Below are 16,768 nucleotides of genomic sequence, written 5' to 3'. Positions count from 1 at the left end.
GACGCGCAAGTATAACGTCCCAGGATGAACAATCACAGGAGTCAGAATGGCAAAGCGTATTCAGTTCAACCAACACGGCGGCCCAGATGTGCTGCAATGGGTCGATTTCGAATTAGCCGATCCCGCCGAGCACGAAGTGCAGGTGGAAAACAAGGCGATTGGCATTAACTACATTGATACCTACGTGCGCAGCGGTTTGTATCCGCAAAGCAGCTTCCCTTCCGGCCTGGGCACCGAAGCGGCCGGCGTGGTGAAGCGCGTCGGATCGGCGGTGACGCGTTTTAAGGCGGGCGACCGCGTGGTCTATTGCCAGGCCGCGCTCGGTGCGTATAGCGAAGTGCACAATGTGGCGGAAGATCGTCTGGTGATCCTGCCGGATAGCATCTCGTTTGAGCAAGGCGCGGCCTCTTTCCTTAAAGGGTTAACCGTGCAGTATCTGCTGCGACAAACCTATAAAGTTAAAGCCGATGAAATCTTCCTGTTCCATGCCGCAGCCGGTGGCGTGGGTTTGATCGCCTGCCAATGGGCCAAAGCGCTCGGCGCACATCTGATTGGCACTGTAGGTTCCGCAGAGAAAGCGAAGATTGCCAAAGATGCCGGCGCCTGGGCGACGATCAACTATCGCGAAGAGGATATTGCGAAGCGCGTCAGCGAATTGACCAACGGCGAGAAAGTGGCCGTAGTGTATGACTCGGTGGGAAAAGATACCTGGGAACCTTCGTTGGATAGCCTGCGTCGCCATGGATTAATGGTCAGCTTTGGTAATGCTTCAGGTCCGGTAACCGGCGTTGATCTTGGCATTCTCAATAAGAAAGGCTCGCTGTTCGTCACTCGCCCTTCGCTGTTCGGCTACATCACCAATCGTGCAGAACTGGATGCCGCCAGTAATGAATTGTTCTCATTGATCGCCAGCCGGGCAATTCAGCTTAATGTGTCAGAGCAGCAGAAATTTGCCTTGCGTGACGCGGTGCGCGCGCATCAGGTGCTGGAGAGCCGCGCGACTCAGGGTTCCAGCCTGTTGATTCCCTGATCGCTAAATGCAAAAGGGGCTTCCCGTAGGAAGCCCCTTTTTCTTTCTTTTTTATAGTTCGCGCTGGTGTAGGGACAGCGGCGATGAATTCGTTTGAAACAACGCCAATCATCCTGACAGAAAACATAAGTAAAAAATATGTTTAAATGCGGAATTATTCTAAGCAATTTCCGAGTCTGTGATCGTCACCGCAATTAGCGCCAGTCCCTTCTATCTAAGTCGCTGATTTTTCTTTTCAGCCTGCGCAATTTAGCCTCACCTGAAGGCGTGGTAAATGCGCGATAAAGCCATACAACAGCCACTGCCAGCACCAGCCATGGCAACACTTTGATAACAATTGCCAGCAATCCGCCAAAGAACATCAAAGCGGTCGCCACCACCAATGCCGCAATCACGCCCAGCAGCGAAACGCCGGTGAACAGCAGCATCAGAAAAAATCCGATAACAAATAGAATTTCCACGAAGGCTCTCCTGTGTAAGTAACATCAGGAACATTACAAGATGCGTGCCAACTTATAAATTTGGCTAACTATTTGAATATGTTGGATAAGGGATGAGTGAAGGCTTGAAAGGATGATGAAAAAAACTAATTTATGGCGCAGAAAAAACCATCCTGCTGGCCTTGATGTGCGCATGAATGCGCACCCTACAAAAGCCGGAACGCTCCGGCTTGCCTGACGATGATTACATCACTTCCTGCGGGATCTTATCCGCTACCAACGCTAACGCCGCTTCCAGCACGCGCACATCGGCACCGGGTTTATGGGCGTTTTCACTTAAGTAACGACGCCACTGGCGCGCACCGGGAATACCCTGGAACAGGCCAAGCATATGACGTGTAACATGGCCGAGATACATGCCTTTAGATAATTCAGCTTCAATGTACGGATACATTGAGCGCACCACCGCCACCGGATCGATACGCGGCGTATCGCGGCCAAACAGTTCGCGGTCAATCTGCGCCAGAATACCCGGATTCTGATAGGCTTCGCGCCCCATCATCACGCCATCCATATGCTGCAGATGCAGTTTAGCTTCTTCCAGGGTTTTGATGCCGCCATTAATCGCCATGGTCAACGCCGGGAAGTCGCGCTTCAATTGGTATACGCGTGGATAATCGAGCGGCGGGATCTCGCGATTCTCTTTCGGACTCAAACCGGAAAGCCAGGCTTTGCGCGCGTGGATAATAAAGGTATCGCAGCCGCCCTGTTGCGCCACGGTGCCAATAAAATCACACAGGAATTCGTAGCTGTCCTGCTCATCAATGCCGATACGGGTTTTCACCGTCACCGGAATGCTCACCACATCGCGCATCGCTTTAATGCAGTCGGCAACCAGCGCCGCATCGCCCATCAGGCAAGCTCCAAAACGGCCGTTCTGTACGCGATCGGACGGACAACCCACGTTGAGGTTGATCTCATCGTAGCCACGCTCTTCTGCCAGCTTTGCGCACTGCGCCAGCGCGGCGGGATCGCTACCACCCAGCTGCAGCGCCAGTGGATGCTCTTCCTCGCTGTAAGCCAGATAGTCGCCTTTACCGTGGATGATCGCGCCGGTCGTCACCATTTCGGTGTATAGCAGCGTGTCGCCGCTCAGCTGACGGTGGAAATAACGACAGTGACGATCGGTCCAGTCGAGCATTGGGGCGATGGAAAAACGTTGCGAGGAGAAAGTATCGGTCATGAAACGCAGTAAATCCGCAGTAAGTTAAGTGATGAGAAACTGCGCAATCATATCACAGCAAAACGGGCGGCACAGCCGCCCGTTATCAGACGGGGAATTAGAAATTAAATCCGAGCTGCAGCATCGCACCCACGGTGTTGTCTTTACCCACAGAACCGGCCAGATCGAGATGAACGGTATTGCTGAACGGTGACACACCCAAACCAGCGGTGAACACGTCGGTATCGTTCGACTTCAAATCGGCACGATAACCGGCACGCAGCGCCAGCCAATCCAGCACACGATACTCCGCACCTACGCCAGCATACTGGCTGCTGTCTTCCGATTTGAAGCGCTTGGTTTCAGTCAGATCAACATCACCGGCCAGCGTGAACGGCCCGTTATTCCAGGAAAGCCCGGTCGTAACCAGTGGACGAATTTGGTAAGTATCGCGGTAGCCGTTCACCTCTTTGGTGTCGATATCGCGCGAGATCAGGTTTTGCCCGGTCACACCGAAAGTCCAGTTCTCACCGAAATCCGTTGCAACGCCAGCATCCACGTTGAAACCGGTATCGCTGCTGCGATAGCGGCTGTTGTTGATGTCGCTCTTGTCGTAGTTGTAGATACTCGCGGTGTAGTTATACAGCCAGGTTTTCTGCAGCTTTGGCGTTACGCCGACAGAAACCGGATGGCCGGCAATCGAGAACTCATGCGCGACTGACACACCATAATCGGTGACCAAAGCCGCCAGCCCATTGGCGCTGGAGCGCAAGTTATCTTCATCACCCGGAACAGGAATTCTTGACCCATCGGCAACAGCGCGCAAGTAGGCAATATCGCTATCCGCCACGTTGGCGCGCACGTGCGCAGTACCGTACGCCTTAGTGATAAAGGCAAAAGGTAAGGTTTCATTTGGAACGGTGACGGCCAGGGCTACGCCCGCCGTTGCGTTGGCTTTATTGCCGCGCAGATCGCTGAGCTGATTAGCCATATCGCCTGCTGCGGCCTTCAACTGCGGGTAACCATTGAGGTAATCGGCAAAGGTCAGGTTATCGATTACGTCCTGATAACGATCAACGGTATCAGTGATGTCATCGACGCGATCGAGCAATTTGTCTTTGTCAGTAACCTGTGCACCGGCTGAAGGAAAAATGATGCTGACGTTATCTTCAGGTTGCGCTTTGGTCATCAATGCTGGGTTAGCCAGCACTGCGGAACTCCAGGTGGAAGAGGCTACGCCGGTACCGCCCATTGCGTCGTTACGCGCGTCATACCATGTACCTGCTGCCAGAGCTGAGGAAGAAAGAAATACTGCATTCAAACCAACAAGATAAGCTACTTTTTTGTGCCTGAATATTGTCTTCACCATGAGCCTGCCATCACCTTTGAAATGTCGCTGAATCACTCACCGACTGAAAGTTTAGTTAGCCGCTATTCTGAACCCTGGCTAACGCTTCATTGCTGTGAATTAAAAGGAAATAGCACTGCTATTCGCAGAATTGGATGCGTAAGCACCATTCCGCTGTGTTTTTATGCAGAAAAATTAACAGTGAGTAAATTGATACCAGAAATTACTTAAGACCTTTTGAACCATAGACGCTAACCCGGTGAGTTGCAAAGCAAAATCCGTGCAGCCGTTGCGCTGCCTGCCGGTACGCATTTTTCAGAAATGTTGATTGCAACAAAATTGATCGAAAAACAGGAAGGGTAATCGATTGATTGGTGGGAATTTTCTGTAGGAATTTAAGCAAAATAAGCAATCACAGCAGCGTAAAAATTTGTGTGATAAAATAACATCACCTGCAACCCGGAGAATGCCTATGTCAAACCTCACGCCAGAACAACTTCTTACCCAGGCTGAATCACTTTGCCTTGATCGCGGCGTGCGCCTCACCACTCAGCGCGCGGAAGTGCTGCGCTTGATGGCAGAGCAGAATGGTTCGATAAGCGCTTACGATTTGCTGGATCAGCTGCGTGTCAGTGAACCGCAAGCTAAACCGCCCACCATTTATCGCGCGCTGGATTTCCTGCTAGAACAGGGATTTATTCATCGCGTTGAGTCGAACAACAGTTATGTGGTTTGTCATCATTTTGATGAGCCGGCACATACTTCAGTGATGCTGGTGTGTGACGGTTGCGCGGCAGTGACTGAAAAACATGCTCATGGTGTGGAAAAGACCATTGCTTCGTTAGCGGATCAGGCGGGATTTTCTCTGCGTCATACTGTAATTGAGGCGCATGGCCTGTGTGAGAACTGCGCAGAAGTGGCGGCTTGCACGCATCATGAAAGCTGTGAGCATGACCATCAGGTTGAGGGGAAAAAACGGGTAAGAAAATAGAGAGGCACGTCCTTGTGCCGGGCCAATCACTACGCTAAATGATTGGCGGGTAGGAGCATCTTCCTTAAGGGGCGATTACCAGCGGTAATCTTTATTGGTGCTTTCCCAGTCCTTAACTTCTTGCTCGGCCTGGTCTTTCGCATAACCGTAGCGCTCCTGGATTTTACCGACCAACTGATCGCGTTTACCTTCGATCACCGTCATGTCGTCATCCGTAAGCTTGCCCCACTTCTCTTTAAATTTCCCTTTAAACTGCTTCCAGTTTCCGCTCGCTTCGTCTTTGTTCATAATAATCCTCCACTTCATCCTGAGTGAGATAGATACATCGCCTATCTATCTGGCGATATACCCACACAACGCGCTACTCATGTGCGCCGTATAAGGTAATTGTAGTAGCCGTTTCGCAGTTTGCAGAGAATTACAGATTAATCTGTAGGTTACGCTTCGCTTATTCAGGCGTTGAACCAGCTATCACGTTGCCAGTGACCTCGCCAGATCAGCCACAGCGTCAGTCCGCGTAGCGCCAGGAACACCGTCACTGCCAGCCATAAACCGTGATTGCCGAGCCACGGTAACGTAAGCAGCGATATACCATAGCCGATTGCCGCCATCACCATGCTGTTACGCATCTCACGGCCGCGCGTCGCACCGATAAACATGCCATCCAGCAGATAACACCAAACGCCAACCAGCGGCAGAATCACCTGCCAAATCAGATATCTGTCGGCCATCTCGCGAAGCGCTTCCAGTGACGTCAACATCGCCACTATTTGCGGGCCGGTTAACGCATAAATCAGCGCAAAGATCGCTGCGACGAAGCAAGCCTGGCGGCAAGCCGCATGCCAAACCAGCAACAGCCGACTGCGATCTTTGGCCCCAACAGCTTCACCTGAACAGGCTTCAACCGCGTAGGCAAAACCATCCAGCGCGTATGCGGTAAAAGTGAGGAACATCAACAGTACCGCATTGACCGCCACCACATCCGGGCCAATTCGAGCACCAAGGATGGTGAGTGAGGCGAAGCAAATTTGCAGCATTAAAGAGCGCAGCATAATGTCGCGATTGAGGCGGAATAGCCGCGCCGCATCGCCGCGCCAGCTAGTTTTAAGCAGAGTAAAGTGGATACCGCGCATTTTCAGCACGCGCGCTACCATCCACAAACCCACGCCCAGCGTGACATATTCTGCCAGCGCGGTAGCCGCCGCCGCGCCAGCCACACCCCAATGCAGTTTCAGTACGAACAGCAGATCAAGCAGGATATTTACCAGATTGCCGATGATCAGCAGCACCATCGGTGCCCGCGCATATTGAACGCCCAGCAGCCAGCCCAGAATCACCAAATTGGCTAAGGTTGCGGGCGCACTCAGCCAGCGAATCTCAATAAAGATTTGCGCCTGCTGCTGCACTTCCGGGCTGCCGCCCATCAAGGCTGCCGCCAAGCTGCTCACCGGCGTTCGTAGCACCATAAATAGCACGCCAAAAACCAGCGCAATCAGCAGCGGTTGCGTTAAGGCGCGCGCCAGCGCGGTTTTGTCATTGGCGCCAAATGCCTGAGCGGTCAATCCGGTGGTGCTCATGCGCAGGAATAGCAGAAGCATAAAGATGAAGCTGGTTGCCGTTGTGCCCACGGCGACGCCGCCGAGATAAATAGGGCTATCGAGATGACCAATAACGGCAGTATCCACCACGCCCAGTAACGGGACGGTGATATTTGACAGGATCATCGGCAGCGCTAGCCGCCAGAGTGTTTTATCTGAAGAGGAAAACAGCTGCATCAGCCCATTCCGTTATGTGCGGTAATCAGCATAATGGCGCCAGCGTGAGCCGCAGAAAGAGTCACAGAGAAGTAAAACAGCAGACTGCGGTCAGCGCAAATTCACACCGCCGCAGTTGGGGAGGATCAGAAACTGATCAGAGCCACTCGCCGTTGCGTACAATCCCGACAGCTAAACCTTCAACAGTTAGTGACTGCTCACGGGTATCAACAACAATCGGCTGGAAATCGGTGTTTTCCGGCAGCAGATGAACAATTGCACCCTGCTTTTTCCAGCGTTTCACGGTGACTTCATCATCAATGCGCGCCACGACAACCTGGCCGTTACGCACTTCCTGCGTTTTATGCACCGCTAACAGATCGCCATCCATAATACCGATATCTTTCATCGACATGCCGCTCACGCGCAGCAGGAAATCGGCGCTCGGTTTGAACAGATTCGCATCCACCTGATAGTGGGCTTCAATATGTTCCTGCGCCAGCAAGGGTTCACCGGCAGCGACGCGGCCAATCAGCGGCAGCCCTTCGCTCGGTTCTTCTTCCATTAGCAAACGAATCCCGCGCGATGCGCCGGAAACAATTTCAATTACGCCTTTACGCGCCAGCGCTTTCAGATGCTCTTCAGCAGCATTGGGCGAGCGAAAACCCAGTTGCGCAGCAATTTCCGCACGCGTTGGCGGCATGCCCGTCTGGTTAATATGGTCGCGAATCAGGTCATAGACCTGTTGCTGCCGTGCAGTTAACGCTTTCATCCCGCCCCCTGGTTGTTTATACAGTCGCTGTGAGTATATACAGGTATTCGCGAAATGAAAACCGTAACAGAGGGAAAAATCAGCGGTTTGATGAATCTGGAATCCCTATCTCAAATGCGTCCAGAGCAGCGCGATCCAGACGAACAGAGCCAGTAAGATAGTCAGCAATACGGCGGCCGATCCCATATCTTTGGCGCGGCCCGCGAGCGGATGTTGCTCCTGCCCGATTCGGTCAACCACCGCTTCGATAGCGCTATTAAGGATCTCAATGATGATAACCAGCACTACCGAGCCAATCATCAAGATGCGGGAGATGGTATCTACATCCAGCCAGCACGCCACGAGAATGGCCACCAGCGCGGCAACAGCTTCCTGCCGAAATGCGGCTTCGTGCTGCCATGCGGCACGCAGGCCCTGCCAGGAATAACCGGCTGCTTTCACTATTCTTACTAAACCGGTGACGTTATTTGCCATGTCTATGGAACCCTTGATCTATTTTGACGTCAATGTGTGGGCAGTATGAGGCGGCAGAGCCACAGACCTTCGCTGCGCTTTCTGGTATGCTTGCCGCGCTTTGCTAACAAGAGGCTTAAAGTTGTCTATGTCAGGTTGGCGTAAACTCTATTACAAATTATTGAATTTACCACTCTCTATTTTGGTAAAAAGTAAGGTCATTCCGACCGATCCCGTCTCTGAACACGGGATCGATCCGACTCGTCCGGTGATGTATGTTTTGCCTTATGATTCAAAGGCTGACCTGCTCACGCTGCGTGCTCAATGCCTGAAACATGATCTGCCCGATCCGCTGGCTCCGCTGGAGATCGATGGCACCCTGCTGCCGCGCCACGTGTTTATTCACGATGGCCCACGCGTGATTCCCTATTTCGTGGCCAATCCCGAATCGGTAAAGCTGTTCCACGATTATCTGGATTTGCACCGCAGTAACCCGCAACTCGACGTGCAAATGCTGCCGGTCGCGGTGATGTTTGGTCGTGCGCCGGGACGTGAAACATCCGGTGAATCCACGCCGCATCTGCGCGTGCTCAATGGCGTGCAGAAGTTCTTCGCTATTCTGTGGCACGGCCGCGACAGCTTTGTACGCTTCTCGCAAACCGTTTCGCTACGCCAGATGGCGACCGAACACGGCACCGATAAGTCGATTGCACAGAAGCTGGCTCGCGTGGCGCGTATTCACTTTGCTCGCCAACGTCTGGCTGCGGTCGGCCCGCGTCTGCCTGCACGTCAGGATCTCTTCAACAAGCTATTACAGTCCAAAGCGATTGAAAAAGCGGTAGAAGATGAAGCACGCAGCAAAAAGATTTCGCATGAGAAAGCCCAGCAGAACGCCATCGAAATGATGGAGGAAGTGGCGGCGAACTTCTCTTACGAAGCGATTAAGGTCACTGACCGCGTGATGGGCTGGCTGTGGAGCCGCCTGTATCAGGGCATCAACGTACATGGCGGTGAGCGCGTGCGTCAGCTGGCGCAGGATGGTCATGAGATTGTCTATGTGCCCTGCCACCGCAGCCACATGGATTATCTGCTGCTCTCCTACGTGCTTTATCATCAAGGCCTGGTGCCACCGCACATTGCTGCGGGTATCAACCTGAACTTCTGGCCTGCCGGCCCGATTTTCCGTCGTCTGGGCGCGTTCTTTATTCGTCGTACCTTTAAGGGCAACAAACTCTACTCCACCGTGTTCCGTGAATATCTCGGCGAGCTATTTAGCCGTGGTTACTCCGTTGAATACTTTGTGGAAGGCGGACGTTCGCGTACTGGCCGTTTGCTGGACCCGAAAACCGGCACCCTGTCGATGACGCTGCAAGCGATGCTGCGCGGCGGCAGTCGTCCTATCACCTTCGTGCCGATCTACATCGGTTACGAGCACGTGATGGAAGTGGGCACGTATGCCAAAGAGCTGCGTGGCGCGGCCAAAGAGAAAGAGAGCTTCCTGCAGATGGTGCGCGGCTTGCGTAAGCTGCGCAATCTGGGTCAGGGCTACGTTAACTTCGGCGAACCGCTGCCGTTGATGAACTACCTGAACAAAAACGTGCCGGAATGGCGCGATGCGATTGATCCTATCGAACCGCAACGTCCTGCGTGGATGACGCCGGCCGTGAATGACATTGCGGCGAAGCTGATGGTGCGCATTAACGAAGCCGGTGCAGCAAACGCCATGAACCTGTGCGTGACTGCGCTGCTGGCGTCACGTCAACGTTCACTGACCCGCGAACAGCTGATTGAGCAGTTAGAGTGCTATACGCAACTCCTACGCAACGTGCCGTATTCGCCGGAAGCCACGGTGCCCGATATGAGCGCCGAAGCGCTGCTTGATCACGCGATGGGCATGAACAAGTTCGAGACCGAGCAAGACAGTATTGGCGACATCATCATTTTGCCGCGCGAGCAGGCGGTGCTGATGACCTACTATCGCAACAACATCCATCACATGCTGGTGATGCCATCCCTGATTGCCGCCATCGTGCAGCAACACCGCGAAATCAGCGAAGCAGAGCTGCTGCGTCAGGTTAGCCTGGTTTATCCGATGCTGAAGAGCGAACTGTTCCTGCGCTGGGACAACGCGGAATTACCTGCGCTGCTCAACGCACTCTGTTCAGAGATGGCACGTCAGGGGCTGATTACCTTGCAGGATGGTCAGCTGAAAATGACACCGGCACGTCATCGTTCTCTGCAACTGTTGGCGGCGGGTATTCGTGAGACGCTACAGCGCTTCGCGATTACCTTCGCCATCCTCAGCGCGAAACCGGCCATCAACCGTGGCACGCTGGAGAAAGAGAGCCGCACGCTAGCTCAGCGTCTTTCTGTGCTGCACGGCATCAACGCGCCAGAGTTCTTTGATAAAGCGGTGTTCACTGCGCTGGTACTTACGCTGCGTGATGAAGGTTATATCAGTGACAAAGGCGATGCCGATGCTGAACGCAGCCATATGATGTGGCAGATGCTGGCGGAGCTGGTAACCAGCGATGTCCGTCTGACGATTGAGAGCGCGGTCACCCACGATTAGTAGGCGACATGAAAACACAAAGGCGCACTTCGGTGCGCCCTGCTAAGTCCTCGCTATTCTCCCACGATCCCTCCTGCCTGATGACTCACCTTGGTCATCATTCTGCTACTGACATCGCCCACTATGATTACACACCCGATTTGGATCTTCGTAGGGTGCGCATTTATGCGCACCTGGTCGCCATGAATGGCGACCCTACGAGACTTGTAGCGATGGCGAGTCAAAATTATGACTTGATGGTGCAGCGCGGGTGTTGAGGCGACATCCCAACTCGCTGAACGAGTGAGGGATTCCAGGGCGAGCCGCATGGATGCGGCGAGAGGTGGCGCTGAGCAGGAGCGAATCGCCACCGGTCCGTCAGGAATCGTGAACGAGTGAAGGCACCGCGCAGCGGCGAGCTGGGCTGGCGCAAGGCCCGGGAGTGCAGAGGGCGCGGCCAGGCGCTCTCTGCTCGGTCGCCGCACGGAGGTGCTGCAACTGCCTCACCGCAAGGCGAACGAAAGTCGCTCTGCGCTTAACTGAACACCTAGGTGCGCCTAATATGTTTACAGCAAATCCGCGAACGGCACGGTGCTGAGCAGAATGCCGAGAAACAGCACCATACCCACATAATTGTTATTCAGAAACGCCTGGAAGCAGGGATCGCGCTCGCGCTGGGCAATCAGCTTCTGCTGATGCACAAACAAACCAGCAGCCAGCAGCAGCGACCAGTAAAATGCGCCATTCAGATTGAGCATCATGCCCACCAACGCCATCAGGCCAAGCGTAGCCAGCTGCAGTAAACCGATAATCAGTTTGTCGTAACGACCAAACAGAATCGCTGTCGACTTCACGCCAATCTTTAAATCGTCATCACGATCAACCATCGCGTACTGCGTGTCGTAGGCCACCGTCCAGCAGATATTCGCCAGGAACACCAACCAGCAGACCAAAGGTAAGGACTCACTAACTGCCGCCCATCCCATCGGAATCGCCCAGCCAAATGCCGCGCCGAGCACCACCTGCGGCAGATGCGTGTAGCGCTTCATAAACGGATAAACCCACGCCAGCGCCAGGCCGCCAAATGATAGCAAAATGGTCATGGTGTTCATGGTCAGCACCAGCATAAACGCCAGCAAGCCGAGACCGGCGAACAGCAGTTTGGCCTCTTTCTCAGATACCGCGCCGCTGGCCAGCGGACGTGACGCCGTGCGCTTAACGTGACCATCGATTTTGCGGTCAGCGTAGTCATTGATGACGCAGCCTGCAGCACGCATCACGATAACGCCGAGCACAAACACCAGCAGCACCGGCAGCGGTGGAATCGCCATGCCGGAGAGCCACAATGCCCACAGAGTTGGCCACAGCAGTAGCACGGTGCCGATGGGTTTATCGATACGCATCAGGCGGCAGTAAGCCTGCCATTTGGTCATGGGTAAGGTGTTTTGCACAGTGGTTTATCCTTGATCCAGCGCGCGATAGAGCGGCGACGCCGGTAAAAACAGTTCAGTTAACAGTAGCGGTTTGCCCGACAAGCGCAGGCGAGAACGGCGTCCCCATAACTCGCCAACCTGACCAGGATCGATAAAATCGCGGCTCAGAGTAGATGAAGAGAACAGATAGCGACCGAGCGGGCGCGTACCGAGCTGTTGCAGCATCTGCTCCGGGCCGTTCAGCGTGCTTTCTGGCACCACCGTGCGGCCAATCAGCCAGGGTTCACCATCACCGCACAGCACTATTTCGCGCAGCCAAAAGCGCTGATCGGCGGGCAGAAATTCCGCCTCATCCGTTATCTCATCGGCGCCAATAAACGCTTCGCGGATCAGTTCTACGGTCACTTGCTGACAATGCTGCTCGAAGCGACGCGTCATGGAGTCTTCTTCCATTAACCAGTCAAGTAACGGGGCAGAAAGCTGCGGGGAAGAGGCTGGCAGCCAGTGCAATGCGCGTAACTGGCGCAGCGCGTCATGCGACATCAGGACATCTCCGGAAAAAAAGTTGCCCTAGTTTAACGCAGAGGAGAATGCGTGGCACTGCTGGTTGTGCCACGCGCTAAAAACAGGGTTAATTACTCGCGCTTCAGGCGGTTACTGTTGGCCAGCCACAGCGTCACCACCAGAATCAAAATCGCGGCTGAATAGTAGAGGGTATCAAACGGATTTTTATGGTCGACGATGATCAGGCGAATAATCGCCGTGATGCCGATATAGATGAAATAGCGTAGCGGGAAGTGATAACCCGACTGAAAGTACTTCACAATCAAGGCGATAAATTCGAAGTAGAGGAAATAGATAACGATGCCTTCAATTAGCAGATAGGACGACGTCTGCTCGCCAGTGCTAAACAGCACATTGGCCAGATGAATGGTTTCTTTACCGAGAAACACCACCAGAATAATGGCCAGGATGATCAGTCCAATATTCAGCACCCACTGCAGTGCTAAAGAAATGTACTGCCCAACCCCTGTTTTTATTGTCATTTTTTGCGCCTCTCGCTCTCAATTACCCACTGGCGCTATCATGCTGTAGTGTGATCAAAATCACAATATTTATACTTCGACATCCACGCACAGCGCGTCGTAGCGCCAGAACTCGCAGTCGCAATCAATCACACGCTTATGCTGATCGCGGTTGATGCGGGTAATTAACAATCCGGGCGTACCACTCGCCACGTTAAGCGCGGGCGCGGCGCGCGCCGGCAGCGGTCCCGGCAAGATGGTAAAACGCGCGCCACCGTAGCGAATGCCATAGCGCTGGTCATACAGATCGGTCAGCGAGCGCGTCAGGTCTTCATCCAGCAATCCCGGAAAAAAAGCGGGATTGAGGTAATGCTCGACATACAACACGGCGCGACCGTCAATACGACGCAGGCGGCGAATGCGGTAAACCTTATCGCATTCAAGCAGTTGCAGATGACGCGCGATCGCCAGTTGTGCCGGTACTTCACGCGCCTCCAGCACTTCGGTGCTGGCAATGCGACCTTGCTCGGCGGCCATGGCATGAAAATGGCTGTGATGTGACGGGTTATAGACCAGCCGCGGCGGTGCGAGAAACCAGCCGCGACGCAATTCCCGGTAGATAATACCCTGCGCTTCCAGCAAACCCAGCGCCTCACGCAGCGTGATGCGCGTGGTGGAATATTGATCGCTTAAGCTGCGTTCGGCAGGCAAACGACCGCTGGCAAATTCACCGTTTTCAATGCGTTCCCGCAGCCCTGCCGCAATCACATCCGCCGTTTTCGACAACATTTTTCAGCCTCATTTTGGGGCAAATCTGCACTATGACAGTTCGATGACTACAATGTGACAGAGTACAACCCACGCTTTAGCGCGCTGTAACCGCATGTGGATCGTCGCGCCACACCACATTTCACCACCATGGTCATAAAACCTTCATCTACTCGGGCTACATTGGCTCGGTTCTTGCTGGACTAGACCAAGAAGTCCCACAACATATACCGGGAGCAATCGAGATGAAAGCGTTTATCGCCTCTGTAGTAGCCAGTGCCGTACTGCTTGCACTGCCTGCCGCGCAAGCCGCAGATAATGACCTCGCCGCGTTAGAAAAAGCCGCGCGCGCCGAAGGCCAGGTTAACAGCGTCGGCATGCCAGATAGCTGGGCCAACTGGAAAGATACCTGGAGTGACCTCAACAGCAAATATGGTCTGAAGCACAGCGACACCGACATGTCATCGGCGCAGGAACTGGCAAAATTTGATGCAGAGAAAGAGAACGCCAGCGCCGATATCGGTGATGTGGGCGCGGCTTTCGGTCCGATTGCCGTGGCTAAAGGCGTGGCGCAACCCTATAAACCAACGCATTGGGATCAAATCCCGAGCTGGGCAAAAGATCAGGATGGCAACTGGATGCTGGCTTATACCGGCACCATCGCGTTCCTGGTGGATAAGCAGCAGGTTAAAGATGTGCCACACAGCTGGGCCGATCTGAAGAAAGGTAAGTATGTGGTCACTATCGGTGACGTCGGCACTGCGGCTCAGGCGGCGAACGGCGTATTAGCGGCAAGCTACGCGTTGGGCGGTGACGAGAAGAATGTGAAACCGGCGTTGAGCTTCTTCGGCGATCTGGCGAAAGAAGGCCGTCTTGGCGTGACCGATCCGGTGATTGCCAACATCGAGAAAGGCGAAATTCAGGTGGCTGTAGTGTGGGACTTTAACGGCCTGAACTACCGCGATCAGATCGACAAAAACCGCTACGAAGTGGTGATCCCATCTGATGGTTCCGTGACGTCTGGCTACAGCACCATTATCAACAAATACGCCAAACATCCGAACGCCGCCAAGCTGGCGCGTGAATACATCTTGTCTGATGAAGGTCAGATCAATCTGGCGAAAGGTTATGCGCGTCCGATTCGTGCCGAACACCTGAAACTGCCAGCCGACGTGCAGGCCAAGCTGCTGCCGCAGTCTGAGTATAAAAATGCTCGCCCAATCAAAGACCAGGCCGCATGGGATAAAACCTCGAAAATGCTGCCGCGTCTGTGGCAAGAGAACGTCATCATCAATATGAAGCAGTAAGGAGCGAGGGATGAAAACGATCCTGGTGGTGTTGGATGGGCTGAGTAATCAGGTGGCGCAACACGCAATGGGCTATCTGTTTGCCGAATGCGCGCAGGGCAACGGCCAATATTACACGCTGACCTGCGAACTGCCTTCGCTGTCGCGCCCGCTGTACGAATGCATTCTCACCGGCATTCCACCGGTGCGCAGCGGCATTATTCATAACGGCGTCAGCCGCTTGAGTAATCAGCGCAGCATCTTCCATTACGCGCGTGCCGCCGGTCTCACCACCGCTGCGGCCGCCTATCACTGGGTGAGTGAGCTCTACAACCAATCCCCGTTCAACGCGGCGCGCGACCGCCACACGGTCGCGCCCGATCTGCCCATTCAGTATGGCCACTTTTACTGGGATGACGGTTATCCGGATTCCCACCTGTTCGAAGACGCAGAAAGCCTGCGTTTGCGGCACGATCCTGACTTCCTGCTGATCCACCCGATGAACATTGACGATGCCGGGCACAAGCACAGCTTGTCATCGCCGCAATATCGCAACCGCGCGCGCATGGCCGATGGTTATCTGTCGCAGTGGATGCCGGGCTGGCTGGCGGCCGGTTATCAGGTGATTGTCACCGCCGATCACGGCATGAACGATGACCGCTCGCACGGCGGCATTTTGCCGGAAGAGACGCAGGTGCCGCTGTTCGTGTTTGGCAAAGGCTTCTCGCTGCAGCCGGATCTCCAGCCACAGCAAACCGAACTGTGCGGCATCGTCTGCACCTTGCTCGGCGTCGAACATGACAAGCCGGTCTGTCACGCGTTACTGGCGGAGCCGCAGTAATGAAGGGCAAAACGCTCGCTGCGCTATTGCTGCTGCCGTTTGCGCTGTTTTGGGTGGCATTCCAGCTCGCGCCGCTGTTGTGGATTGCCATCAACAGCTTCTGGAGCGACATCAATGAGCGCTGGGGCTTCGATAATTACAGCGACATCCTCACCTCGCCGTTCTATTTGCAGGCATTTCGCCTGTCACTCGACATATCCATCTGGTCGAGCATTTACGGATTGCTGATTTCGCTGGTTGCCGGATACTCGCTGCATCGCCTTGGCAGCGGCCGTTTTCAGCGCTTTTTGATGTCATTTACCAACATGACCAGCAACTTCGCCGGCGTGCCGCTGGCGTTTGCCTTTGTGATTCTGCTCGGTTTGAACGGTTGTCTGACGCTGCTGCTGCGCCATTATGGCGTGCTGGAGGGCTTCAAACTGTTCTCGCGTGACGGCATGGTGCTGGTTTACACCTGGTTCCAAATTCCGCTCGGCATTTTGCTGCTCTATCCGGCATTTGACGGCCTGCGTCAGGATTGGCAAGAGTCCGCCGCGCTGCTGGGTGCAGGCCGCTGGCGCTATTGGTGGCACATCGGTTTGCCGATTTTGTTCCCGGCGCTGCTTGGGACTTTTGTGATTCTGCTCGCCAATGCGCTCGGCGCTTACGCCACCATTTACGCACTCACCACCGGCAACTTTAACGTGGTGCCGGTGCGCATTGCTGCGCTGGTATCTGGCGATATCTCACTTGATCCCAATACTGGCGGCGCGCTGGCGATGCTGCTGGTGCTGATTATGGCGCTGATTACCGTGGTGCAGCAGTATCTGGTGCGCCGCAGCTATCTCAACGCCAAACCTTCCTGAGGAGCCAAC

General features: G+C 54.3%; 17 protein-coding genes. 6 read left to right on the top strand and 11 right to left on the bottom strand.

Going from position 1 to position 16,768, the window contains the following annotated elements; translation table 11 throughout:
• The first annotated feature begins 46 nt into the window (after positions 1 to 46).
• Entirely contained in the window at positions 47 to 1,030 is a 984-nt protein-coding gene (locus tag VIJ98_RS01605; RefSeq protein WP_154194861.1) for a quinone oxidoreductase, read from the top strand.
• A 194-nt stretch (positions 1,031 to 1,224) separates the two neighbouring features.
• Here the strand turns inward: VIJ98_RS01605 and pspG are convergent, their stop codons facing one another.
• The 3 genes from pspG to traF form a co-directional block, all read right to left on the bottom strand.
• Positions 1,225 to 1,458: an envelope stress response protein PspG gene (pspG, locus tag VIJ98_RS01600; protein ID WP_154154880.1), complete on the bottom strand. Its 234-nt coding sequence runs from the start codon at positions 1,456 to 1,458 to the stop codon at positions 1,225 to 1,227.
• 256 nt (positions 1,459 to 1,714) lie between these two features.
• Positions 1,715 to 2,713 (bottom strand): tRNA dihydrouridine(20/20a) synthase DusA, encoded by a 999-nt coding sequence (dusA, locus tag VIJ98_RS01595; protein ID WP_323271946.1) that lies wholly within the window; start codon positions 2,711 to 2,713, stop codon positions 1,715 to 1,717.
• 97 nt (positions 2,714 to 2,810) lie between these two features.
• On the bottom strand, positions 2,811 to 4,061 hold the full coding sequence (gene traF / locus VIJ98_RS01590) for a conjugal transfer protein TraF (RefSeq protein WP_323271944.1): 1,251 nt from the start codon (positions 4,059 to 4,061) through the stop codon (positions 2,811 to 2,813).
• Between the two features lie 451 nt (positions 4,062 to 4,512).
• On the opposite strand from traF, the gene zur reads away from it, so the two are divergent.
• A complete protein-coding gene (gene zur / locus VIJ98_RS01585; protein WP_008109945.1) occupies positions 4,513 to 5,031 on the top strand; it encodes a zinc uptake transcriptional repressor Zur in 519 nt (172 codons plus the stop codon).
• A gap of 75 nt (positions 5,032 to 5,106) precedes the next feature.
• Here zur and VIJ98_RS01580 read toward each other — a convergent pair whose 3' ends face one another.
• The 4 genes from VIJ98_RS01580 to VIJ98_RS01565 all read right to left on the bottom strand — a co-directional run bounded on the left by VIJ98_RS01580 (position 5,107) and on the right by VIJ98_RS01565 (position 8,031).
• The gene (locus VIJ98_RS01580; protein ID WP_008109944.1) at positions 5,107 to 5,319 is read right to left on the bottom strand and encodes a CsbD family protein; all 213 of its coding nucleotides are present in this window, start codon (positions 5,317 to 5,319) and stop codon (positions 5,107 to 5,109) included.
• A gap of 164 nt (positions 5,320 to 5,483) precedes the next feature.
• Entirely contained in the window at positions 5,484 to 6,806 is a 1,323-nt protein-coding gene (gene dinF, locus VIJ98_RS01575) for an MATE family efflux transporter DinF (RefSeq protein ID WP_323271941.1), read from the bottom strand.
• A gap of 136 nt (positions 6,807 to 6,942) precedes the next feature.
• The gene (gene lexA, locus VIJ98_RS01570) at positions 6,943 to 7,557 is read right to left on the bottom strand and encodes a transcriptional repressor LexA (RefSeq protein ID WP_008109941.1); all 615 of its coding nucleotides are present in this window, start codon (positions 7,555 to 7,557) and stop codon (positions 6,943 to 6,945) included.
• Between the two features lie 105 nt (positions 7,558 to 7,662).
• On the bottom strand, positions 7,663 to 8,031 hold the full coding sequence (locus tag VIJ98_RS01565; protein ID WP_323271939.1) for a diacylglycerol kinase: 369 nt from the start codon (positions 8,029 to 8,031) through the stop codon (positions 7,663 to 7,665).
• Positions 8,032 to 8,158: 127 nt separating this feature from the next.
• Here VIJ98_RS01565 and plsB point away from each other — a divergent pair, with 127 nt between their 5' ends.
• A complete protein-coding gene (plsB, locus tag VIJ98_RS01560; protein WP_061718380.1) occupies positions 8,159 to 10,582 on the top strand; it encodes a glycerol-3-phosphate 1-O-acyltransferase PlsB in 2,424 nt (807 codons plus the stop codon).
• Between the two features lie 545 nt (positions 10,583 to 11,127).
• Here plsB and ubiA read toward each other — a convergent pair.
• From ubiA to VIJ98_RS01540, 4 genes are all read right to left on the bottom strand, one after another.
• Entirely contained in the window at positions 11,128 to 12,012 is an 885-nt protein-coding gene (gene ubiA / locus VIJ98_RS01555; protein WP_008109936.1) for a 4-hydroxybenzoate octaprenyltransferase, read from the bottom strand.
• Between the two features lie 6 nt (positions 12,013 to 12,018).
• The gene (gene ubiC / locus VIJ98_RS01550) at positions 12,019 to 12,537 is read right to left on the bottom strand and encodes a chorismate lyase (RefSeq protein ID WP_061718382.1); all 519 of its coding nucleotides are present in this window, start codon (positions 12,535 to 12,537) and stop codon (positions 12,019 to 12,021) included.
• Positions 12,538 to 12,629: 92 nt separating this feature from the next.
• The gene (psiE, locus tag VIJ98_RS01545) at positions 12,630 to 13,040 is read right to left on the bottom strand and encodes a phosphate-starvation-inducible protein PsiE (RefSeq protein WP_008109934.1); all 411 of its coding nucleotides are present in this window, start codon (positions 13,038 to 13,040) and stop codon (positions 12,630 to 12,632) included.
• A 69-nt stretch (positions 13,041 to 13,109) separates the two neighbouring features.
• Entirely contained in the window at positions 13,110 to 13,808 is a 699-nt protein-coding gene (locus VIJ98_RS01540; protein ID WP_323271937.1) for a UTRA domain-containing protein, read from the bottom strand.
• A 224-nt stretch (positions 13,809 to 14,032) separates the two neighbouring features.
• Here VIJ98_RS01540 and VIJ98_RS01535 point away from each other — a divergent pair, with 224 nt between their 5' ends.
• The 3 genes from VIJ98_RS01535 to VIJ98_RS01525 are packed head-to-tail and all read left to right on the top strand — an operon-like array spanning position 14,033 to position 16,759.
• Complete coding sequence (locus VIJ98_RS01535) at positions 14,033 to 15,094, top strand: ABC transporter substrate-binding protein (protein WP_008109931.1); 1,062 nt, start codon at positions 14,033 to 14,035, stop codon at positions 15,092 to 15,094.
• Between the two features lie 10 nt (positions 15,095 to 15,104).
• A complete protein-coding gene (locus VIJ98_RS01530) occupies positions 15,105 to 15,914 on the top strand; it encodes an alkaline phosphatase family protein (RefSeq protein ID WP_154154744.1) in 810 nt (269 codons plus the stop codon).
• Positions 15,914 to 16,759, top strand: coding sequence for an ABC transporter permease subunit (locus VIJ98_RS01525; RefSeq protein WP_008109927.1), 846 nt, complete (start codon positions 15,914 to 15,916; stop codon positions 16,757 to 16,759). The genes VIJ98_RS01530 and VIJ98_RS01525 overlap by 1 nt, the downstream gene beginning before the upstream one ends.
• The last annotated feature ends 9 nt before the right edge of the window (positions 16,760 to 16,768 follow it).

Source organism: Pantoea sp. S18, from assembly GCF_045689705.1.
GTDB classification, from domain to species: domain Bacteria; phylum Pseudomonadota; class Gammaproteobacteria; order Enterobacterales; family Enterobacteriaceae; genus Pantoea; species Pantoea symbiotica.
The sequence above is the reverse complement of the archived record's forward strand: the minus strand, read 5'-3'. Positions and strand labels throughout refer to the sequence as shown.